Origin of the sequence: Cellvibrio zantedeschiae (genome assembly GCF_014652535.1) — a bacterium.
GTDB lineage: Bacteria > Pseudomonadota > Gammaproteobacteria > Pseudomonadales > Cellvibrionaceae > Cellvibrio > Cellvibrio zantedeschiae.
Window position 1 is genome coordinate 217,989 of record NZ_BMYZ01000001.1, and the last position, 20,764, is coordinate 238,752.

The 20,764-nt window shown below is 45.3% G+C and carries 19 protein-coding genes; 8 read left to right on the forward strand and 11 right to left on the reverse strand.

What is annotated here, in order from left to right:
• Window positions 1-26: 26 nt before the first annotated feature.
• The 5 genes from IE104_RS01040 (at window position 27) to IE104_RS01060 (ending at window position 5,724) form a co-directional block, all read left to right on the forward strand.
• Window positions 27-1,073, forward strand: coding sequence for a protein-glutamate methylesterase/protein-glutamine glutaminase (locus IE104_RS01040; RefSeq protein WP_189415234.1), 1,047 nt, complete (start codon window positions 27-29; stop codon window positions 1,071-1,073).
• Complete coding sequence (locus IE104_RS01045) at window positions 1,074-2,297, forward strand: EAL domain-containing response regulator (protein ID WP_189415236.1); 1,224 nt, start codon at window positions 1,074-1,076, stop codon at window positions 2,295-2,297. It begins immediately after the preceding gene.
• 295 nt (window positions 2,298-2,592) lie between these two features.
• Complete coding sequence (locus tag IE104_RS01050; protein ID WP_189415238.1) at window positions 2,593-4,404, forward strand: glycoside hydrolase family 2 protein; 1,812 nt, start codon at window positions 2,593-2,595, stop codon at window positions 4,402-4,404.
• Window positions 4,405-4,473: 69 nt separating this feature from the next.
• Complete coding sequence (locus tag IE104_RS01055; RefSeq protein ID WP_189415240.1) at window positions 4,474-5,415, forward strand: polysaccharide deacetylase family protein; 942 nt, start codon at window positions 4,474-4,476, stop codon at window positions 5,413-5,415.
• Window positions 5,416-5,451: 36 nt separating this feature from the next.
• Complete coding sequence (locus tag IE104_RS01060) at window positions 5,452-5,724, forward strand: hypothetical protein (RefSeq protein ID WP_189415242.1); 273 nt, start codon at window positions 5,452-5,454, stop codon at window positions 5,722-5,724.
• Between the two features lie 51 nt (window positions 5,725-5,775).
• Here the strand turns inward: IE104_RS01060 and IE104_RS01065 are convergent, their stop codons facing one another.
• Complete coding sequence (locus IE104_RS01065; protein WP_189415244.1) at window positions 5,776-6,285, reverse strand: VOC family protein; 510 nt, start codon at window positions 6,283-6,285, stop codon at window positions 5,776-5,778.
• Window positions 6,286-6,302: 17 nt separating this feature from the next.
• The gene (locus tag IE104_RS01070; RefSeq protein WP_189415246.1) at window positions 6,303-6,659 is read right to left on the reverse strand and encodes a VOC family protein; all 357 of its coding nucleotides are present in this window, start codon (window positions 6,657-6,659) and stop codon (window positions 6,303-6,305) included.
• Window positions 6,660-7,023: 364 nt separating this feature from the next.
• On the opposite strand from IE104_RS01070, the gene IE104_RS01075 reads away from it, so the two are divergent.
• Window positions 7,024-7,620 (forward strand): Yip1 family protein, encoded by a 597-nt coding sequence (locus IE104_RS01075; protein WP_189415248.1) that lies wholly within the window; start codon window positions 7,024-7,026, stop codon window positions 7,618-7,620.
• Between the two features lie 127 nt (window positions 7,621-7,747).
• On the opposite strand, the gene IE104_RS01080 is transcribed toward IE104_RS01075, so the two are convergent.
• From IE104_RS01080 to IE104_RS01090, 3 genes are all read right to left on the reverse strand, one after another.
• A complete protein-coding gene (locus IE104_RS01080) occupies window positions 7,748-8,599 on the reverse strand; it encodes an ABC transporter ATP-binding protein (protein WP_189415250.1) in 852 nt (283 codons plus the stop codon).
• 65 nt (window positions 8,600-8,664) lie between these two features.
• Complete coding sequence (locus IE104_RS01085; RefSeq protein WP_189415252.1) at window positions 8,665-9,690, reverse strand: ABC transporter permease; 1,026 nt, start codon at window positions 9,688-9,690, stop codon at window positions 8,665-8,667.
• 80 nt (window positions 9,691-9,770) lie between these two features.
• A complete protein-coding gene (locus IE104_RS01090; protein WP_373298478.1) occupies window positions 9,771-11,138 on the reverse strand; it encodes a CmpA/NrtA family ABC transporter substrate-binding protein in 1,368 nt (455 codons plus the stop codon).
• A 759-nt stretch (window positions 11,139-11,897) separates the two neighbouring features.
• On the opposite strand from IE104_RS01090, the gene IE104_RS01095 reads away from it, so the two are divergent.
• Window positions 11,898-13,055, forward strand: coding sequence for a transglutaminase domain-containing protein (locus IE104_RS01095; RefSeq protein WP_189415254.1), 1,158 nt, complete (start codon window positions 11,898-11,900; stop codon window positions 13,053-13,055).
• A gap of 262 nt (window positions 13,056-13,317) precedes the next feature.
• On the forward strand, window positions 13,318-15,042 hold the full coding sequence (locus tag IE104_RS01100) for a substrate-binding domain-containing protein (RefSeq protein ID WP_189415256.1): 1,725 nt from the start codon (window positions 13,318-13,320) through the stop codon (window positions 15,040-15,042).
• A 420-nt stretch (window positions 15,043-15,462) separates the two neighbouring features.
• On the opposite strand, the gene IE104_RS01105 is transcribed toward IE104_RS01100, so the two are convergent.
• The 6 genes from IE104_RS01105 to IE104_RS01130 all read right to left on the reverse strand — a co-directional run bounded on the left by IE104_RS01105 (window position 15,463) and on the right by IE104_RS01130 (window position 20,665).
• Window positions 15,463-15,855: a hypothetical protein gene (locus IE104_RS01105; protein WP_229837560.1), complete on the reverse strand. Its 393-nt coding sequence runs from the start codon at window positions 15,853-15,855 to the stop codon at window positions 15,463-15,465.
• Window positions 15,856-15,930: 75 nt separating this feature from the next.
• On the reverse strand, window positions 15,931-16,611 hold the full coding sequence (locus IE104_RS01110) for a glutathione S-transferase family protein (RefSeq protein ID WP_189415258.1): 681 nt from the start codon (window positions 16,609-16,611) through the stop codon (window positions 15,931-15,933).
• 99 nt (window positions 16,612-16,710) lie between these two features.
• On the reverse strand, window positions 16,711-17,793 hold the full coding sequence (gene purK / locus IE104_RS01115; RefSeq protein ID WP_189415260.1) for a 5-(carboxyamino)imidazole ribonucleotide synthase: 1,083 nt from the start codon (window positions 17,791-17,793) through the stop codon (window positions 16,711-16,713).
• Window positions 17,794-17,938: 145 nt separating this feature from the next.
• Entirely contained in the window at window positions 17,939-18,430 is a 492-nt protein-coding gene (gene purE, locus IE104_RS01120) for a 5-(carboxyamino)imidazole ribonucleotide mutase (RefSeq protein ID WP_189415262.1), read from the reverse strand.
• 106 nt (window positions 18,431-18,536) lie between these two features.
• On the reverse strand, window positions 18,537-19,706 hold the full coding sequence (locus tag IE104_RS01125; protein WP_189415264.1) for a DUF5924 family protein: 1,170 nt from the start codon (window positions 19,704-19,706) through the stop codon (window positions 18,537-18,539).
• A 38-nt stretch (window positions 19,707-19,744) separates the two neighbouring features.
• Window positions 19,745-20,665 (reverse strand): LysR family transcriptional regulator, encoded by a 921-nt coding sequence (locus tag IE104_RS01130; RefSeq protein ID WP_189415266.1) that lies wholly within the window; start codon window positions 20,663-20,665, stop codon window positions 19,745-19,747.
• Window positions 20,666-20,764: the final 99 nt, after the last annotated feature.

Genomic DNA, 20,764 nt, shown 5'->3' on the forward strand with positions numbered 1-20,764 from the left:
AGAATGAGTTGCGAGAATTTTTCACTATGGCCATAAACGTTTTAGTCGTCGATGACTCTGCAGTTGTGCGTCAGGTGCTGCGTGAAGTTTTGGGCGAAGCGCCCGATATTAATGTATATGCTGCCGTGTCTGACCCTATTTTTGCGATGCAAAAAATGCAGCAGGAATGGCCGGATGTCATAGTGCTGGATATAGAAATGCCCCGCATGGATGGCCTGACCTTTTTGCGGCAATTGATGAGTGAGCGGCCTACGCCCGTGATTATTTGCTCGTCACTTGCTGAGAAAGGTGCTGAGCTTTCACTCCAGGCTTTGGCCGCCGGTGCGATTGATATTTTCACCAAGCCGCAATTGGGTGTTAAAGATTTTCTGTTAGATGCCAAGCAACAATTTTGGAACAGCGTTCGTGGTGCAGCATCGGCACGTTTAACCAAACGCGCAGCCGAGCCACAAGCTAATAAAAAAGAAATTACCCATAAGCCAGTGCATGCCGATCTGGTGAGCATGACCAGTACGACGGATCGCATTAGCGTTATAGGTACTTCAACCGGTGGCACGCAAGCACTGGAAACTATATTGGTAAATCTGTCGCGCACTTGCCCCGGCATTGCTGTGGTGCAGCATATGCCAGAAAAATTTACCGCCGCATTTGCCAAGCGTTTGGACAGTGTCTGTGAAGTGGATGTTAAAGAAGCTGAAACGGGCGATCGTTTAATTCCCGGTCGTGTACTCATAGCGCCGGGCGGTCATCATTTGGAAATACAGCGCTCCGGTGCGCAGTATATTGCCAAAGTATTTCGCGGGCCTGCCGTTAATCGCCATTGCCCGTCGGTAGATGTTTTATTTCGTTCTGCGGCACGCGCTGCTGGCCGCAATGTAACAGGAATTATTATGACAGGTATGGGAGACGACGGCGCAAGAGGTTTGCTCGAAATGCGACAAGCTGGAGCGCGAACCATTGCACAGGACGAAGCTTCGTGCATTGTGTTTGGTATGCCTAAAGAAGCCATTAACCTGGGTGCGGCTAAGGAAATTTTATCCCTGACACAAATACCAGCAGTATTGGAGGGATAGATGAAAACAGCGGTAAATGAATTAAGTATCTTGGTTGCCGACGATAGCATTACGCAGAGGATGCACGCGCAGGCAATTTGTTCTGAATTAGGTTTACAAGATGTTCACGGCGCAACTGATGGCCGCGATGCGCTCAAAGTTTTGCTTGCACATAAAGTAGATGTTGCACTTATAGATCTCGAAATGCCCATCATGGATGGCATTGAATTGCTGCGCAGCATTGCACAAGAAAAATGTGTAAAAAGCGTTATCATCCTCAGCGCAAAAGATCCTATTTTAATTGCTAGTGTTGGCACTATGGCCGAAGCGGATGGTTTACATGTGCTCGGTACCTTTCAAAAACCTTTACAACGCGATTTGCTTGAAACCAGCTTGTTGCGTTTTGTTCGCGATTTGAAAAACAATCAAACCGATGAGCCACCGCCGCCCAGCGAAGTTACTGTCATAGATTTTTGCAACGCGCTGGATGCGGGCGATATTACTCTCGCATATCAACCAAAACTCACCGTACAAGGATTGATCTTGCGCGGTGTAGAAGCGCTTGCACGTTGGAAGCATCCGCAAAAAGGCAATATTTCCCCTGGTGTATTTATTCCCCTGGCCGAACGTCATGGGTTAATTGATACGCTCACGCGCGAGTTATTGCAAAAAGCCTTTAAACAAAAGCAAGCCTGGCAACAAATGGGTTTGCGTTTTCATATCGCATTTAATTTATCACCCCTATCTTTGGCTGATGCAGGTTTGTCAGATTGGCTGGCGGATTTGGCGCAAGAATATTCAATACCTCCTGACGAAATCACCCTGGAAGTTACGGAGAACGCTTTGCTTGGCGAACTGGCTTGTGCAATTCGCACCCTGGCTCGTTTGCGTTTGAAAGGCTTCAATATTGCAATTGACGATTACGGTACTGGCTTCGCCAATGCGCAACAATTGTCGCGCGTGCCGGCGACCGAATTGAAAATAGATCGCTCCCTGATTCATCAAGTTGCCACTCGCCCGCAGCAGGGCACTATTTTGGCTAGCACTGTTGATCTCGCTAAAAATTTAAAATTAATTACGGTTGCTGAAGGTGTGGAAACACTGGAGGACTACCGCATTTTGGTTGATTTAGGTGTGGATCAGGTGCAGGGCTTTTACTTTTCAAAGCCCCTGTACCCGGATGATTTATTGGAATGGATTAAATCCGGTTTATCAAAAATACGTCGCCAGGTGCACGGAAAGTGATTTACTAAAAAATACAATAATAGTTACAAGATTTAATTGAAGGAGGCGCAATTCAGTTACAGGAGTGTTAGTATCGCTCGCTTAGGGAGATGAGCGTTGAATTGGTCGTTTCGCATGCTGGCTGCCGCTATCTTGGCCAGCGCCTATCAAGTCTGCAACAGTTTTCGCGTTCACATCCTTAGTATAAAAATTATCTAAAGTGTTGTTTGCAATCGGCACAGTGTTAAAGATGCTGTTGAGCTATTGCATAACACATGGAAAACATTCTCCAAGTAGCAATTACTCAGGTGACAACATGCGCTATCTAAAGCTTACCGCATTTCTATTGGGAGCATGCGTTGCTCTTACTAATGCCATCGCCGACATCGCCATTCAAAACCCCGATTCTCGCAACGCCATCATTTTGGATGGACGCTGGGATACTATTATTGATCCCTATGAAAATGGTTACTACAACCACCGCTACGAAGAATCTGATAAAGGTTATTTTAAAAATGCGAAACCGGCGAACCCCAGTGATTTGGTGGAATATGATTTCGCGCGCTCACCAAAGCTGAATGTGCCCGGCGACTGGAATACCCAAGACGAAAAACTGTTTTTGTACGAGGGTACTATTTGGTATCACCGCGATTTTGATATAGGCAAAAAAACTGACCAAAAATATGCCATTTATTTCGGTGCTGTTAATTACCACGCAACTGTTTATTTAAACGGTAAAAAAGTGGACGTGCACGAAGGTGGCTTCACACCTTTTCAATTTGATATTTCAGAACAGGTGAAATCGGGCGTGAATTCGCTGGTGGTAAAGGTTGATAATCACCGCGAGCGCGACCAAATCCCAACGGTTAATACTGATTGGTGGAATTATGGTGGCATCACACGTTCGGTAAAGGTATTGCAATATCCTAAAGCCCATATCCAGGATTACTTTGTTCAGCTAAGCAAGACGGAAGAAGGAGTGTTGGAAGGCTGGGTGAAAGTTGAGAATTTTTCTAAAGAAAATGCCGATGCCCAAAAAGTAGAATTGCGAATTCCCGAGTTAAATATCTCGCAAAAAATTCCGCTAAATAAGAATGGTGAAGCTAAATTCGAAATCGCGACCAAGCCTATTTTGTGGAGCCCGGAGTCGCCAAAACTTTACACGGTTGATTTGCATTACATGCAAGACGTTGTGCACGATAAAATCGGTTTCCGCAGCATTCAGGTGCAAGGCGAAAATATTTTGCTCAATGGAAAATCAGTTTTCTTGCGCGGTATTAGTATTCACGAGGAGTCGCCTCTACATGCTGGCCGCGCATGGAGTGAAGAAGATGCCCGTATTTTGCTGACATGGGCAAAAGAATTGGGTTGTAATTTTGTGCGCTTGGCGCATTACCCCCACAGCGAATCCATGGTGCGTATGGCCGATCAAATGGGTTTATTAGTATGGTCGGAAATTCCGGTCTACTGGACAGTATTATTTAATAATCCTACGGTATACAGCAAAGCTGAAAATCAGCTGGAAGAAATGATTTCACGCGATAAAAACCGTGCATCAATTATTATGTGGTCAATGGCAAACGAAACACCTAATTCTCCTGCACGTTTGAAATTTATTGGCCAGTTGGCGCAAAAGGCTCGTGAACTTGATTCTACCCGCTTGATTACGGCGGCGCTTGATACCCAAAGCGATGAGAATGGTGTTAAAGCTATTGATGATCCTTTGTCATCCATTGTTGATGTGATTGGTGTGAATAGCTATTGCGGTTGGTATGCTGCCACACCGGGAAGCTGTGCAAGTTTGAAGTGGGTATCGCGGTATCGCAAACCTGTCATCATGAGTGAGTTTGGTGCCGATGCTTTACAAGGCCTGCATGGGGACAAAGCACAGCGTTGGACAGAAGAGTATCAAGCCGATGTCTACAATAATAATCTCGCTATGATTGATAATATGAGCTTCTTACGTGGACTTTCACCATGGATTTTAAAAGATTTTCGTTCGCCGCGTCGCCCCTTGCCCGCGGTGCAGGATTTCTGGAATCGTAAAGGCTTGCTTTCTGACAAAGGAATTAAGAAAAAATCCTGGTATATTTTGCATGATTACTACATGAAAAAAGCAGGTGATTAAATTTGGATAAAACCGCGCAATGCGCGGTTTTTTTAATTAGATGCGATGAAAGCTGTGCTGGGGAAACTTATGAATTTATTTCAAATAAAATCATTCACAAGAGTTACAGTGTTAATGCTGGCTGCATTTTTTTCCGCTGCGACACAGGCGCAGGAAGTTGTGCTGGCCTTTACCGATACTCTTGGCCCATCAACCAGCCTCGACGGTACAGCCCGCAGCAAAATGCTTATTAGAAATATGGCACGTGCAGATGTAAAGCAAGCCATGTTTTTAATCAAAACCAAACGGGTTAACGCCAATACTATAGATCGTTTGGATTTTTATGATGAGACCGGACAGCTTTTGGTAAACGCAGGTCATAATTTTTCAGTGGTGCACCGTCAAAAAAGCTTCGGCTACCCCATAGATATTATGAAAGCTAACGGTATCCTGGAGTCTTTTGCTAACTATCATAAGCATGTAAATTTTCCCTATCTGTATGGCAATAGCGACCCGGAAATATTATCCCAATTAGAGAATTTTTTAGCTGAGCACAATTATCTACCTACCTACGTTACTACGCGCGTGCACGATGAATACATGAATCATCTCTATCAGTTGCGCATTGGTAGTGGCCGCACAGTTGATATTCGCGCTTTGGAAAAAGCCTATGTGAATATGATTGTTAAGGCCGTAACTCATTATGATGCCAAGGCCCATATGATGCTGGGTTTCAGTCCGCGCCAGGTGCTTTTGCTGCATGAAAATGATTTGGCGGCTTATTGCATAGTGGGTGTGATTGATGAACTCAATAAGCGCGGATTTAAAATAGTTGCGCCAGAGAAAGTATTCACTGATCCGATTTCAAATCCGTATTTTATCTCAGGCTTTTCGGCCACTAGCTATATGCCCTACGTAACAGGTCTGCCAGAAGAAAAACCAATTTGGTACGAAGACGCTAGCACAAAAGATAAAGACGAAATTCATGGCTATTTACGCGAGCAAGGCTTGGATGGGTTGCTTCCTCAATAAGATGTTAGTGTTATTCATAATGCCGGGAATACAACTATGAAAGGAAATATCTGGGCTAAAGTATTTATTGTTGTCTTAATATTACCCTTGGTGATTTATTTTTTAAGTTTGGACGTGAATGCGTTGACAACTGGAGCTATTCGCGGAAAGAGTGGCGATGTTTATGTTTTAGGCGTGCAAAGCGAACTTTTTTGGGGAAAGTTTATTCTTAATTTGGTGTATGGCTTTGCAAGCACGCTGGCAGCTGTGTTGATTATTTTTGGCGAATCAGACGAATCAGACGAATCAGACGAATCAAACAAAAAATAGGGACAAAGATTTTTATGAGTTATGTTGATGTTGATGTGGCCTCGTAAAAAATCAATGCAGATTTTTACCTAAATAAGCTCTTTTCAAATCATTAATATTTAATTTCTTCATGTGTAGCATTGCATCTATTACACGGTCTGATTTGTCACTATCTTGATCGGTGATCATGTCGATCAGGCTTGTTGGCACAATTTGCCATGACACACCGTACTTATCTTTTAGCCAACCGGATTGCTGTTCTTTTTTATCACCACCGTCTGACAAAGTCTCCCAGTAATAGTCCAACTCTTCCTGGTTTTTGCAATAGACCTGAAGTGAAATGGCTTCATTAAATTTACTGTCTGTTCTACCGTTCATTGCAATAAATGTTTGTCCGTTCAACTCAAATGCAATTGTCATTACGGTTCCTGCAGGTTTTCCGTGCAATTCAGATCCTGAACTTCCGTAAAGAGCGACTTTAAGAATGCGGGAATTTTTAAAAATTCCCGTATAAAACTTCACCGCTTCTTCTGCCTGATTATCGAACCAGAGGCAGGGAGCTATGGTCTGGATGCTTGCCATCTTATTTTCCTTTGGTGTTATTTCGCCATGGTGGGGTCAATCGCTTCAGCAAAGGCGATGCTATTTCCATCGAGATCTTTAATCATCAGCGTTTTAACTTTTTCGGTGATGGAGGGAGTTCCGGGATTTAGATTGAGCTTTTTCAACGCGGAAATTTGTTCACTCATATTGTCTACCGCCAAGGTTACAGAGCTTGACCCGGCACGCTCTTCGCCCTCATAAACCTGCAGCCAACCGCCGCCTTCAAATTCCCATTCGCACACCCCTTGCATGGGTTTTGAATCAGGTGAGCGGCCCAGGAGCTTTTCATACCATTTTGTGGCAGAACTAATGTTCTTTACAGCCACACTGGCGAGCGCATTTTTAATTGCCATTTTAAACTCCTGATTTTTGCTCTTTGTTTTTTTATGGCGGGCATGATCGGGCGTAGGCTATATAGGCATTTTAAATCTATCTGTGCGCTAACTCGCGTAAATAAAAAGTGGATATTAAAAATAATTTTTAAACAATATTTGGTGCCAAATAGTTGCTTTAGGCGGCATACAATTCGAAATCTATTACTTTGCAGAACCGTTAATATCACTGCGTTATGTTGGTGGTTTCTGTCGTGTTTAATTGGTCTAATTCGTTGAGTGATCTGTGGGCGCCAACAATTTATACTGGATTGGTTATCAGTTTATAGCTATGCATATTTGTTGCGGTACGAAGGCATGCACGCAAAATAAGTGGAGGTTAGTTATGATAACTCACGTCACCGGGCTTTTTACTCACCCATCGCAAGAATGGAAATCAATTCGCGATACTCAAGAAAACATCACCCATATTTATTTGGCGCAAGTATTTTTACTGGCATTAATTCCGCCAGTTTCTGCATATGTTGGTGCAACCAAAATTGGTTGGACTGTTGGGCAGGGTAGTCGAGTTGTGTTAACGGAATCGAGCGCAATGGCGATGGCGATATTGATGTATGTCGCTATGCTGTTAGGTGTAGGTGTGATGGGGGCTTTTATTCAATGGATGTCCCGCACTTATCATTCCTCCCCAAGTTATTCTCGCTGCGTCATTTTCGCAACTTATACAGCAACACCTTTATTCGTAGCTGGGCTCACCATGCTCTACCCAACTCCCTGGAGCATAATGCTATTTGGTGCTGCGGCACTTTCATATACAACTTATTTGCTTTACTCCGGTGTGCCTACTTTCATGAATATTTCTGAAGAAGAAGGCTTTATGTTTTCCAGCTCAATTTTAACGGTAGGGCTGGTTATGCTGGTGACCTTAATGGCATTTACGGTATTGATCTGGAGCTTGGGTTTTGGCCCCATCTACGTTTAAGTGCTAATTGAGTTTATAGAAAGATAATCAGCAAGTGCGGATTGCGTACGCCCTACAGGGAAGTTTTAGGCGGGTGGGTAAAACAAAAAACCTATGGCATCTAACCATAGGTTTTTTTTCGAATTGATTAAGCGACTTGTTTGTTGCTATCTTTTTCGGCGGCTTTTTCCGCGCGTTTAGTGGCAATAGGTTCAATTTTTTTTTGCTTCTCATAAAGGAAGCGTAAGACCGCGGTACGGTAACCGTTGTATTCCGGATCATCAGCCAATTCCAAACGATTGCGTGGACGCGCTAATTTCACATCCAGAATTTCGCCTACGGTTGCTGCTGGTCCGTTGGTCATCATCACAATACGATCAGAAAGCAATACTGCTTCATCAACATCGTGGGTAATCATAATTACGGTGTTGCCTAAGGTATTTTGAATTTCCATCAAGGAATCTTGCAAGTGCGCGCGTGTTAATGCATCCAGCGCACCAAAGGGTTCATCCATTAATAACACCTGTGGCTCCATCGCCAGCGCGCGAGCAATACCCACACGTTGTTTCATTCCGCCGGAAATTTCATCGGGGCGTTTATGCATGGCATGGGTCATGTGCACCAATTCTAAATTGTGTTCAATCCATTCACGCATTTCGGCTTTGGTTTTTTTGCCTTTAAAAACACGTTTAACGCCTAGCTCAACGTTTTGGTAGGCGGTAAGCCACGGCAATAAGGAATGGTTTTGGAATACTACGGCACGTTCTGGTCCAGGTTCATTTACTTCGCGACCGTTCAACATAACGCCGCCGGTTGTTGCTTGGTAGAGGCCAGCAACAATATTAAGTACGGTAGATTTTCCGCAGCCCGAATGACCTATCAGTGATACAAATTCGCCTTTGTTAATTTTTAAATTGACATCTTGCAATGCGCAAAAAGGTCCGCGTGGTGTTGGAAATTCAATTCCTACTTTGGAAATTTCTAAATGCAATTCAGGCATGATCTTTTCCTCTGCTCCGGGTTACGGAAAATTAAAATCTATTCGAAAACTGTTGTGTTTAAGGCTTAGCGAACTACAGCAGATTTGTCCCAATTGACATAGCTTTGGATTAACAAGAGCGTGCGATCCAGTCCGAAGCCGATAAAGCCGATAGTCAAAACTGCTACGCAAATGCGGCTAAGAGATTCGGATGAGCCGTTTTGAAATTCATCCCACACAAATTTACCGAGACCCGGGTTTTGCGCGAGCATTTCGGCAGCAATTAATACCATCCATGCAATGCCGAGTGATAAGCGCAAACCGGTGAACATCATAGGAATAGAAGATGGCAGTACAATTTTGCGCACGTGTGTGAGCCAACCCAAGCGCAATACACGACTTACGTTCACCAAATCTTTACTCACACCTGCAACACCTACAGCGGTGTTGATCATGGTGGGCCACATGCAGCAGAGGCTTACAGTGAGCAGCGAAATAATGAATGATTTGGAAAACATAGGCGCATCGCTTACGTATACCGAACTGACTACCAAGGTGATGAGCGGCAACCATGCTAATGGTGATACAGGTTTAAAAATTTGGATTACTGGATTAAAAGCTTGATAAAGCGGTTGGCTCAGGCCAATGACTATACCTATGGGAATCGCAATAAGTGTGGCGATTAAAAATCCGCTCAACACAGTGACTAAACTGGTTTTAATTTTTTCAAAAAATGTTGGGCGACCGTTGTATTCGCGCTTTTTAATTTCCGCGTTGGGGTCCGCTTTAAGTGCTTCTTCATTACGTTTAGCTTGACGCTCATAAAAAGCAGCTTCGCGCGCTTTTTCTTCTTTGTATTCGACAATCATATTGCCGGCTTGTACATAAACTTCTTTAGGACCGGGAAAAGTACCCAAAGATGTTTTAATACTTTGCGAACCCACTTGCCAGAAGAGTAAAAAAATCACCAAGCCGACACAGGGAATAAAGGTGCCCAAAACAATATCGCGCCATTTGGCTGCGGAAATTTTTCCAATTTTTAGCGCTGCCAGTGGCGATGCTTTTACAGCGCTAGTAGATGCGGCGGCCAGGTTGGTAGTTGCTTCACTCATGGTTTTTCTCCAGCGTTTATTAAGCTCGCCTCATGCGCTCCCGGTAATTACCGGGAGCAAGGCTTGATACAAAGTTGCTATTACAGTTTCTCGTCGCCTTTCAAACCAATTTTGAATTGCTTCAAGTAATCATTTGGTTTGTGTCCATCGAATTTGATTCCATCAATCCATTCAGTTGCATCGGGTGCACGGAATCCATCCACTTTGCTAAGGTCAGTTGGGAAATCAGCAGCAGTGAATTTTCCCTCTTCGATCAAATCCTTAGCAGCTTGTTGATAGACTTCTGGTTTTACAATTTTCTTAGCCAAATCTATGTACCAGCTGTCGGGTTTTGCTTCAGGAATTTGACCCCAGCGACGCATTTGCGTTAAGTACCAGATCGCATCTGATTGATAAGGATAGGACGCGTTGTAACGGAAGAAAACGTTGAAGTCCGGCTCTGAACGTTTGTCACCGCGCTCGTATTCAAAGACACCGGTCATTGAGTTAGCGATAACTTTTTCATCCGCGCCTACGTAGTTAGCATTTGAAATCATTTTTGCGCCTGCTTTGCGGTTCGCATTCTCTTTTTCATCTAACCACTTGCCGGCACGAATCAGTGCTTTCACAACGTGAATGTGGGTGTTCGGATTTTTTTCAGCCCAGGCTTTGGTCACACCAAAAACTTTGTCGGCCATTTGGTTGTGCACTGTTAAAAGCGGTACACCAATGCCGCGGAAAACTGCTTGTTGGTTCCATGGCTCACCCACGCAATAACCGTTAATAGTTCCAGCTTCAAGTGTTGCGGGCATTTGTGGTGGCGGGACTACGGAGAGCATTGCATCTGAACCAATTTGGCCGGTGATATCACCTTTTTGCGGTGCGTACATGCCAGGGTTAATACCACCGGCGGCTAACCAATAACGCAAGCCCATATTGTGTGTGGATACGGGGAATACCATACCCATATTGAATGGTTTGCCCTGGTTTTTGTAATTTTCAATTACCGGTTTTAATACGGCAGCTGACATAGGATGTGTAGGTTTTCCGTCTGCACCTTTGGGAACATTTTTCTTAATCATGTTCCAAATATCATTGCCCACGGTACAGGCATAACCGTTTTGGTTGAGTGTGTAAGCCCATACCAATTCACCTGCGGTACCAAAACCTGCTGCAGCGCCAACGGGTTGACCAGCCAGCATGTGTGAGCCGTCAAGCTGTCCTGTTAGCACGCGGTCTAAAACAACTTTCCAGTTTGCCTGTGCTTCAAGTTCTACGTTTAACCCTTCATCTTCAAAGTAACCGTTTTCCAGTGCAACGGCGAGCGGGATCATGTCGGTGAGTTTAATAAAGCCGAATTTTAAATTTTCTTTTTCAGGTTTTCCGGTGGCTGCTTCAGCGGCATTCATCAAAGTAAATGCAGCTGCGAAACCGATGGTGGTTTTAATGAGTTTGCTAAGCATGCTCATTTTTTTTGAAAAAGGTTTTACCGATTTGTTGTCTAGCTTAACGCTCATAACCCTGCTCCTGATAAGTGCTGAATCAAACAAGTCGAAATGAATCTTTAAAATTTTCTGTCTGGTCAGTGTGGCTTGTGTTGTGTGCTCTAACTGCACGCATAAATGTTTTTGTTACAAGGTGACCTATTCAAACTCTGTGCCAAGCACTTTTAAAAAATCTATTTGTGCATTTTTGGTTCGCGAAAAATCACGAATTTTCAGATGTGCACATTTATGATTCAGGCGCGCTGATGAAATGGAATTTTTGGTTTCACAGATTTTTGGATTTTTGAACGCTTACAAGGCTAATTAAAAAACCTGTGCATTTTTTTGATGCATTGTGTGAACCTTATGGCGAAGGGGCTTTGAATGTGGTGTGTCAATTTTAAGAATTGTTGTTTAAATTCAACGAATTATTTATTAGGCGTTGAGCGACGTTTTATGCGCTCGCATGGGTCTTCAGGGAAAATAGTGAGCTTTAATCCTTAAGAATTCTTAAGGATTACGGAAATGCCGCTGCAAATATGTTCATCTCCAGTGCACTTCGGCTATTGTTTAGGGCGATGAAGTGTCATCTTCGATAGAAATGGTCAAATGAGGACCGCCTGTCCCCCAAACTCCGGGAGCATGCATTCCCATTTGCAGGCTAGTACCCGTTAGCCGGGGGCCGGGAATTGAATAAGCTCCATTTGGCCTATACTTAGCGGGCAGATAAACCGGAAAACCATAATGATAAGAGTTTGTTTAGTAAAATTTTTTATAGTGCTATGCGCACTGGCGGCAGCGGGTTGCACCACCGTAGGCTCCGGGCAGCCCGTGCAAGCCTATTCTGCAAATGTGGCTGACCTGCTCTCAGGTAAAGCTATTCTGGGACATCCCGTAAGCGATGCAGAGCTGCCCGACCTTGATATTTTCCAGGTTACCCCCGAAATGGAGGCGTTTGCCAAAAAGGCGACCCGCCATGGGGAAAGCTATTACGCGAAAGTGAAAAACCTGCACATAGCGCTCTTATCCTCTGAACAATATGGCGGTCGCGCCATTGCTTATCACGCCTATGTGACTGAGGTGCCCGCAGTGACTTTTGAGCAGCGGCGCGCCAATTGCCTGAGTTTTACCTTGCTCTATGTGGCCTTGGCGCGCTCGGTGGGGATTAATGCGCTGGTAAATGAAGTGGAAATTCCCCCAACCTGGGATTTGCGTAATAAGAAGGAGATGGTTTTTCTGCGTCATGTGAACGTCAAGGTGCCCATGTCGCGCGAAAACCCTAATATCTTAAATAATGATGACGTCATCATTGATCTGGAAATGGACAGATACAGATCTAACTACCGTCAGCATTCAATCAGCGATGTGTTGGCAGCCGCGCAGTTCTACAGCAACCGGGCGATGGAGTATCTGGAGAATAAAAATTATATCGATGCGTTCCTGAGCTTGCGCAAATCTATCAGCCTGAACGATCGCCAAACCTACGTTTGGAGTAATTTGGGGGCACTCTACAGTCGTATGAATTTATGGCGCGAAGCGGAGCTATCCTATTTACACGGATTGGAAATTGACCCGGAAGATTTGACGGTCATGAATAATCTTTCTTACCTATATCGCCAAATTGGCAATAAAGACCTGGCTGCAAAATATTCGCGTATGGCACAACGCTATCGTGAGTCCAATCCTTTCTTCCAATACAATCTTGCATTGTCAGCTTACGACCAGAGCGATTATGCAGCTGCGCTGGATTTTGTAACACGGGCGCTTCAACTGGAAGCGAATGACATTCGTTTTTATGAGCTGGCGGCGAGTATTTATGAAAAGCAGGGCCGCGTTAGCAAGCGTGCCGAAATGCTTAAAAAAATTAAAAAGCTCAAGCCTCTGGAACTCTATAAAGATTAAACAGCGACATAATGTGCGCATTAAGATTTAAAATAGAATTTGTCATTGTCTTGTCATTTTAGTGTGGGTAAATAGCCTTGCAGTAAGCCTCTGCAGCATCCGATGTAAAATTCAGGCACCCTACCTGCAAGGACGCAGGTCCCCCATCATTCAGTTCGCTTTAAATCCCCCTTCGGTTCTACATTTTAATTGTCATCTTTTTGTCATTTTTTCTTCATATAGTGCGCGCACCTTTTTTCCTTTCGCGTTAGAGAAAATAAATATGTCCCCTAAAGCTCACAAGCACCTGCACTACAATGTAGCGCTGGTGGATAAGGTGTGGAATTTAAAGCGCCTGTGCGAAACCCATTTAAAAATGCATATTCCGCTTAACATGGTGCTTAAAGATGAAGAGTATCGTGCAGATTTATTAGAAAAAGCTTTAACCACTGAAAACGAAGAATTGGTTGCGCTGGTGTGGGAAATTCGCAAAATGGAAGATGCGATTGTGGCATCTACGGAAGATGCTGAAGCACAAAAGCAACGTAAAAAATCGCGCAATAGCTTTCGTATTCATGTGTTTAATGCAGCCGCATTTGCGTTAATTATTTTTATGAGCGGTTATTTGCTGCGTTCGTTTCTGCCTATGGATGCCGGTGAAGTGTTTTTATTTAAAGCCGTACAAAATGTTACGGTGGAGTCGCGTTTAAAAGCCAAAAGCGGCGCGGCTTCAGGCAATCTCACCAAGGCGGATAAACCGCTGTTCCGCCTGCATGGTTCTAATACCATTGGTGAAAAATTGGCGCCCCGTTTAATTGAAGCCTATTTAATGAGCCAGGGCGCAAATAATGTTCATACCGACGTAAACCCCGCAGCGCCCAATGAAAAAATTATTTCCGGCGAAATCAACGGCCATATTGAGTTTATTGAATTGCACGCCCACGGTTCAGGAACCGCCTTTAGTGGTTTGTTGAAAGATGAAACTGATATGGGTATGTCATCGCGTCCTATTAAAGATAAAGAGCGCGAGGAGCTGTTGCCCAAAACTGGAGACCTTACTTTGCCAGGCAGCGAACATGTGCTGGGTTTGGATGGTTTGGCCATTATCACGTCCCCAAGCAACGCTGTATCGAGTTTATCAATTGATCAGCTCGTAGGTATTTTTTCCGGCGAAATCACTAATTGGTCGCAGCTGGGCGGCAAAGATCTCCCGATAAAAATTTATGCGCGTGATGATAAATCGGGTACCTGGGATTCGTTTAAAGCCCTGGTATTGGATTCGCGCAAAGCAAAATTATCTGAGTCTGCGGTGCGAGTGGAATCGAGTAGTGAATTATCTGATTCGGTAGCGCGAGAAGCAGGTGCAATTGGGTTTATCGGCTTGCCTTATGTGCGCCACGCAAAATTAATTGCTATTTCATCTTCTGATAAAAACAAAGCGATTATGCCTACTCACTTTACCGTGGGCACGGAAGATTATCCTTTGGCACGCCGTTTATTTTTCTACACACCGCAAGTTAATCCCAACATTGAAGCCCAGGAGTTTATCCATTTTGTGGTAACTGAACGCGGCCAATCGATTGTGGAAGACGTAGGTTTTGTCTCGCAAAATATTAAATTGGGTAAACCTTTTGATAATGATTTTTACCCAACGGATATGCGTGAGTTGACCGCGCGCTCTGAACGTTTATCGATTAACTTTCGCTTTAAAAGTGGCAGCGATGAACTGGATACTAAATCGCTTAACGATTTGGACCGTGTAGCGCGATATGTTGAAGTGAACGCCCCTAAACGTGTGCAATTGTTTGGTTTCTCTGACAGTGAGGGCGATGCTGGGAAGGGTAAGGAGTTATCTGAACGTCGTGCGAAAGTGGTTGAGCAACAATTAATTCAACGTGGTATTTACCCATTGGTCGCCAAAGGCATGGGCGATGCAGCGCCCTTGGCCGCGAGCAATACGGAAGAAGGTAAAAATATTAATCGTCGTGTTGAGGTTTGGATTTTGTAAGTTGGTATCTGTGTCGTTGAAAATTTTTCAGAAAGTTGTTGTTCAATTCTTTTGGTAGATTTATTTCGCCTGCTGGCGAGTCACTTTTCGTCCGGCAACTGCTCCTGCGTTGCTCTACCTCCTGCATCCAAGCAGTCGTGCTTGTCCACAAAATTGCAGGAGAGCAATTTTGCACAGCAAAGCTGCCCCAAAGGGGTGAAAGCCATGGATGGCTTTCATGAAAGAAAAGTAACCAAAAGAAAGGACACCCCTCTCGTTCCTGTTTCCTGTGCGCTTCAGAAAATTGCTGTCGTTCCGGTGCGACATCCATGTCGCATCGTCACTCAAACGCACATCCTGTGCGTTTGCCAACAATTTTCTTCCAGTGCTCGGGGAACTCGTAGGGGATGGGAGGAATTGAGTAACAGTTTTGCTCTGCCTTTAGGTTGTACTCTTGCTGGCTATTTTTTCCAATAGCCAGCTTTTTGCTTTTTCAGTATCAGAAAATAATTTGCCGTAACCTATATTGCGATTAGCCAGAACCGTGCGGATAAATTCCGTGTGTTCAAACGTTTTGGGATTTTTATCGACCCAAGCGATCACAAATTTTGATGTGATGCCTGCTTCCTCAAAAATCGTTTGGTGATTCCAGGCGTCCATTGTAGAAATTGCGCTCGACATATCCTGTTCGCCCAATACATAAAAACAATTATGTTGATTGCACGTGTCAGCAATTGTTCGCCACAGCATTACGGCGTTGTCATAGGTCGAGCTACCCGAGATAACCACATGCAGATAATTGTCCTGCAGGGTTATGTCCATGGTGTTAGGCATTAAGTCTCCCATGCGCCGCATTGCAGCGCGTTCAACAGTGTAAAAATCGAATTGATTTGATCCGCTAGTGGCGAATTAGTTGCGCAAATCAGCAACAAGTTTTCCAGCGTCGAAAACTTCTTTTTCGTGGGCGGGTTCGCGCCAGGTTTCTATCAGTGCAGCTTCATACCAAGTTTTCATGGCGGGCAGGGCGAGCATGGTTTGCAGGTATTCACTTGCCGCTTTACCAAGTGGAAGTTGATAGGTTTGTGCACGGAAAACAACGGGTGCAAAAAAAGCATCTACGGCGCTGAAGTTTTCGCCTGCCAAAAATGGCCCACCAAATTTTTGCAAACCCTGGCTCCAAAGTTCGTCAATGCGATCTATATCTTTTTGCAATGCAGGAGAAATATTGTGTAACGCAATGCGCACACCGCAACTCATTCCGCAATTATTGCGCAAGGTTTGAAAGCCCGAATGCATTTCTGCTGCTGCAGAACGCGCCCAGGCACGCGCGGTTTTATCACTCGGCCATACATGGGGATGATGCTCTGCCAGGTATTCAATAATTGCCAGGGAATCCCAAATTACGCGGTCCCCATCTTGCAAACAAGGTACTTTGCCGCTGGGCGAAAAGCTACGGTATGCCTCCCATGCACCCTTTTCGGGGAAGGGGTGCAATTGTTCTGCGAAGGGAATTTCGAAGGCCGAAAGCACCAGCCAGGGGCGCAGTGACCAGGATGAATAATTTTTGTTAGCAATATGAAGTGTGTACATCGTCGACTCCCAGTCATTAAAAAGCACTAAACAAAGCTAGTTGATAGGTAACCAAAATAAAAAAGCCAAGAGCTTGGTCTTGGCTTTAGTGTAGGGATCTTAATCCTGGTCTTCCAGCGCTTTGAGGCTCCATTCAATCGCCTCTTTATAGTATTGCTCTGGCAAGAGGTATTTGAGCTGTTGCAGGGTGCTGCGAATTTCACCTAGATCCTTGCTTACCATATTGATGTGGCCAACTTTACGGCCCGGTAAAACGGCTTTTCCGTACCAATAGGTTTGCGCGACGGGCAGGTTGAGCCAGTTTGGATTGTATTCGGTGCCAATCAAATTGATCATCACGTTCTGGCCGAGGATTTGTGCTTTCGGGATAGCCATATCGGCAATTGCACGCAAATGATATTCAAACTGGCTGATGCTCGCGCCGGCTTGCGTCCAGTGACCACTGTTGTGTACGCGCGGGGCTAGTTCATTAATCATCAACTGGTCGCCAACGCGGAAACATTCCATCGCCATAACTCCCACGTAATCCAATTCATTCAATAGTTTGCCCAGCATGTCTTCCGCTTGCGTTTGCAGCGCTTGCAGACGAGTTAAAGGCGCAACTGAGGCGTACAAAATACCGTTTAAATGTAAATTGAGTGTAAGGGGATAAAACACGCATTGACCCGCACGGTTGCGCACACCAACGAGGGATACTTCTTCATCAAACGGAATAGCTTGCTCTGCAATCGCCTGACCTTGCCAATCCGCAGGAACTTCATCGTCTTGTGCGCGAATCCAGTATTGGCCTTTGCCATCGTAACCACCAGTGCGGCGCTTAAGTAGCACTCGCTCACCCAACTGGTCACGTAACTCATTTGCGCTTATTTCATTAGCTACATTGCGCCAGGGCGCCGTGGAAAGGCCAAGGGAATCAATCAGTTCTTTTTGTGTTTTGCGATCCGCCAAGCGGCCAAATACCGGCTTATTAACAAAGTGTGCATGGTGCGCCAGGGTATTGGTCACGAGTGTATCCGGCCATTGCTCGCGCTCGGCAGTAACCAGATCATCAGCTTGCAGGGCAGGTGCGCTGCTTTCGTTAATATCTACCGGGCGTACATCCAGTGCTAAAGGCATGCCCGCATGCTTAAGCATGGCACCCAATTGACCTGCACCTAATACCCAAATTGGCTTACTGCTCATTCACTACCTACAAAAATTAACTTTGGAAATATTTTAAAGGTTACTGCTTTCTAGTCCCCCTCTTTAGCAAAGAGGGGTTAGGGGAGATTTGATTTTCGTTCACTACCTCCCCAACCCCCTTTTATAAAAGGGGAGCGCAGACTGCTTAATCCACGCTTGGATCAGGATTATCTAAAACGGCTTGTGTCTGGGTATAGCGGAAATCTTCAATGCGCGCCGCCAATTCAGCATCGTTCAGCGCCAGAATCTGACAGGCCAACAAGCCAGCATTAAAGGCACCCGCGGTGCCAATCGCCAAAGTGCCAACCGCAATGCCTTTTGGCATTTGAACGATAGAGAGCAAGCTATCCATACCGTTTAAGGCTTTACTTTGTACGGGAACGCCGAGCACTGGCAAACGCGTGTGAGCAGCAATCATCCCTGGCAAGTGAGCGGCACCACCGGCACCGGCAACTATAACGCCATAACCGTTGCTGACAGCCTCTTCAGCGAAGCTGGCCAGCTTCTGCGGAGTGCGGTGGGCAGAAACAACCTCGGTATGGTACTCCACACCTAATTTCTGCAGGATTTCAACAGCAGCTTGCATGGTCGCCCAATCACTTTTGGAACCCATCACAACGGCAACTTTAGTGCTCATAGCATTGTCTCGAACGAAAAATAACCAATGGAAAAAAGGCGCGCATAGTATCACATACTGGGCTACAAGCTAAAATTCGGAAGGAAAATTCATCAATAAGAGGGGCTTATTGGGGTGATGGCGCTGGAGTTGACGATGCCTGTTGAGATGAATCGACATCCGGCAATGCAACTGCAGGCGCTGATGTTTGCTTGCTGATAGAACTGGAGGAAGGCCGCTGTTCTCGGCTAGCGGATTCAACCCGAGGTTTGGTTTGTGCTTCTGCATCCACCACCTGAAAACGCAAAATCCCAATAATCTGATTCGCTTCGGTCACTACCTGAATTTGCCAGTCGCCTTTAGCATCTGCGGGGAAATTGGTTTTGTGCGTCCAGGTTTGGTAGCCCTGGTCGTTGCCGCCGCTGATGTTCAGGGCAATTTTGTCGAACTTCTTACCCTTGTGAATCCACTGGTGATAAATACGTTCACGCAATCCGCGTGGTGCGTGTATAGCGGTGTAGGCGTAAATTCCTGCATGTAATTGTGCGCTGGTGATTGTTTTGAATTGCTGTTTGGGGGCGCGATTGCGGTCGTCAATGTGATCGGTGATGGCGACCTTGGTTAGCCAGAGCGATGCCGGTGGAATCCATGGGCGAACTAAAATACCGAATCCACCAGCGCATAACATTAAAGACACTACAGCTATAGTACGCTTCCACCACACCACCGACATACTGCGAACTAAACCCGGGCCTGTTAGCAGCACGGCAATACCCAGCGACCACAAATAACTTTGCGGTGTAGGCAAATGGAAAATAAGTGGCAGTGCGGTTAAGAGCGCTGCAAACAGCGTAATGCCGTGAAAGCAGTAATACAGCCAGCGACGTGCCGCCAGCCAGTGGTAATAAATTGGGTCGATAATTGAGACGAGCGCTGCAGCAATTAATACGGACGTAAAGAAAACTTGTCCGGTATTCCATGCGGTGGTGATAAAGAAAAACGGAATGACAAAAAACAAACTCTCCTGATGCACCAGCTGATTCACGTATCGCAATACAACCGGCGGCACTGTTATACCAAACCAATGCGAGATTCCCTTGCGCAATAAATTTTCCATCGCGAGCCAAACCCAACTTGCCAGCATTAACACTGAAATTATTTGTGCAAATTGTTCCTGCTTTCGCTCCACTAAAAGAAAGCTGGCCACGCCCGATACAAACCCAAACAAAGGAATAATCCAGGGCCTGCGTTCAGCAATTTTTAGGGTTCGCCTGATCAGCTTTTTGATAACTGCCATGATGTTTTGTCTTTAACTTTTCCCTAACCTTGATGTAATTAATTGGCCGAGCTCACACTTGGTTTCAGGATTTCGATCATCCAATTCATAAATGCCTGAACGCGTTTTGGTAAATGGCGGCGATTCGCATAAATCAATGAAACCGGCATGGGCGCCGAGCGATAATCCGGTAAAACCTCGATAAGTTGCCCGCTTTGTAAATACGGCTTTGCCGTTGCGCCATTTTCTGGAATTTGAATAATACCGAGCCCTGCCAAACACGCGCTTAGATAGGCCTCCGCATTATTCACGATTAACGCACCTTCCATATCGATGTATTGAGTGACAGATGTTAGTGGGTCCACGTACTCGAATCCGTACGATTTACCACCAAGCACCGAAACATAGTGGACCAATTTATGGCGGGCAAGATCTTCAAGTGTTTGTGGAACGCCGTAAGTTTCAATGTAGCTCGGCGATACGCAATTGATGAGTTGATATTCGCCAATCGGGCGAGCCACCAAACTCGAATCAAGCAAGTTGCCGACACGTACCACGCAATCAAATCCTTCTCGCACAACATCTACCCGGCGATCTGTGCTGCTCAGTTCAATTTCCAAATGCGGATGTTCGCGTAAAAACTGTGGGAGCGCAGGGATGACCAAGCCCCGCGCCATGGCTGTGGGCATGTCCACGCGCAAGCGTCCGCTCAACTGGTTTTGCTGATTGTTGAAGAGGGTTTTGAGTTCATCGAAGTCGGCAAGTAAATCTTTGCTGCGCTCGTAAAACGCCTGACCATCGTGAGTCATCTGCACGCGGCGTGTGGTGCGGTGTAGCAAGCGTGTCCCCAACATAGATTCCAACTGCTGTACGGCGCTGGAAACATTGGCTTTAGCTATGCCCAAACTATCTGCAGCCTCGGTAAAACTCGCTAGTTCAGCAACGCGCAAATAAATCTGTATTGCATCCAACTGATTCATAGGTCAGCCCTATTGTTCCAATTTTATGAACAGTAAATTCAAAATTAGTGTCTTTATCCAGAATTTCAAGATTAATAGACTGGCAACCATCAAGCAATA

Bases quoted from the DNA above. Each gene is read 5' to 3' on its own strand.
- IE104_RS01040 (WP_189415234.1), top strand. From the start codon at position 27: ATGGCCATAAACGTTTTAGTCGTCGATGACTCTGCAGTTGTGCGTCAG.
- IE104_RS01045 (WP_189415236.1), top strand. From the start codon at position 1,074: ATGAAAACAGCGGTAAATGAATTAAGTATCTTGGTTGCCGACGATAGC.
- IE104_RS01050 (WP_189415238.1), top strand. From the start codon at position 2,593: ATGCGCTATCTAAAGCTTACCGCATTTCTATTGGGAGCATGCGTTGCT.
- IE104_RS01055 (WP_189415240.1), top strand. From the start codon at position 4,474: ATGAATTTATTTCAAATAAAATCATTCACAAGAGTTACAGTGTTAATG.
- IE104_RS01060 (WP_189415242.1), top strand. From the start codon at position 5,452: ATGAAAGGAAATATCTGGGCTAAAGTATTTATTGTTGTCTTAATATTA.
- IE104_RS01065 (WP_189415244.1), bottom strand. From the start codon at position 6,285: ATGGCAAGCATCCAGACCATAGCTCCCTGCCTCTGGTTCGATAATCAG.
- IE104_RS01070 (WP_189415246.1), bottom strand. From the start codon at position 6,659: ATGGCAATTAAAAATGCGCTCGCCAGTGTGGCTGTAAAGAACATTAGT.
- IE104_RS01075 (WP_189415248.1), top strand. From the start codon at position 7,024: ATGATAACTCACGTCACCGGGCTTTTTACTCACCCATCGCAAGAATGG.
- IE104_RS01080 (WP_189415250.1), bottom strand. From the start codon at position 8,599: ATGCCTGAATTGCATTTAGAAATTTCCAAAGTAGGAATTGAATTTCCA.
- IE104_RS01085 (WP_189415252.1), bottom strand. From the start codon at position 9,690: ATGAGTGAAGCAACTACCAACCTGGCCGCCGCATCTACTAGCGCTGTA.
- IE104_RS01090 (WP_373298478.1), bottom strand. From the start codon at position 11,138: ATGAGCATGCTTAGCAAACTCATTAAAACCACCATCGGTTTCGCAGCT.
- IE104_RS01095 (WP_189415254.1), top strand. From the start codon at position 11,898: ATGATAAGAGTTTGTTTAGTAAAATTTTTTATAGTGCTATGCGCACTG.
- IE104_RS01100 (WP_189415256.1), top strand. From the start codon at position 13,318: ATGTCCCCTAAAGCTCACAAGCACCTGCACTACAATGTAGCGCTGGTG.
- IE104_RS01105 (WP_229837560.1), bottom strand. From the start codon at position 15,855: ATGCCTAACACCATGGACATAACCCTGCAGGACAATTATCTGCATGTG.
- IE104_RS01110 (WP_189415258.1), bottom strand. From the start codon at position 16,611: ATGTACACACTTCATATTGCTAACAAAAATTATTCATCCTGGTCACTG.
- purK (WP_189415260.1), bottom strand. From the start codon at position 17,793: ATGAGCAGTAAGCCAATTTGGGTATTAGGTGCAGGTCAATTGGGTGCC.
- purE (WP_189415262.1), bottom strand. From the start codon at position 18,430: ATGAGCACTAAAGTTGCCGTTGTGATGGGTTCCAAAAGTGATTGGGCG.
- IE104_RS01125 (WP_189415264.1), bottom strand. From the start codon at position 19,706: ATGGCAGTTATCAAAAAGCTGATCAGGCGAACCCTAAAAATTGCTGAA.
- IE104_RS01130 (WP_189415266.1), bottom strand. From the start codon at position 20,665: ATGAATCAGTTGGATGCAATACAGATTTATTTGCGCGTTGCTGAACTA.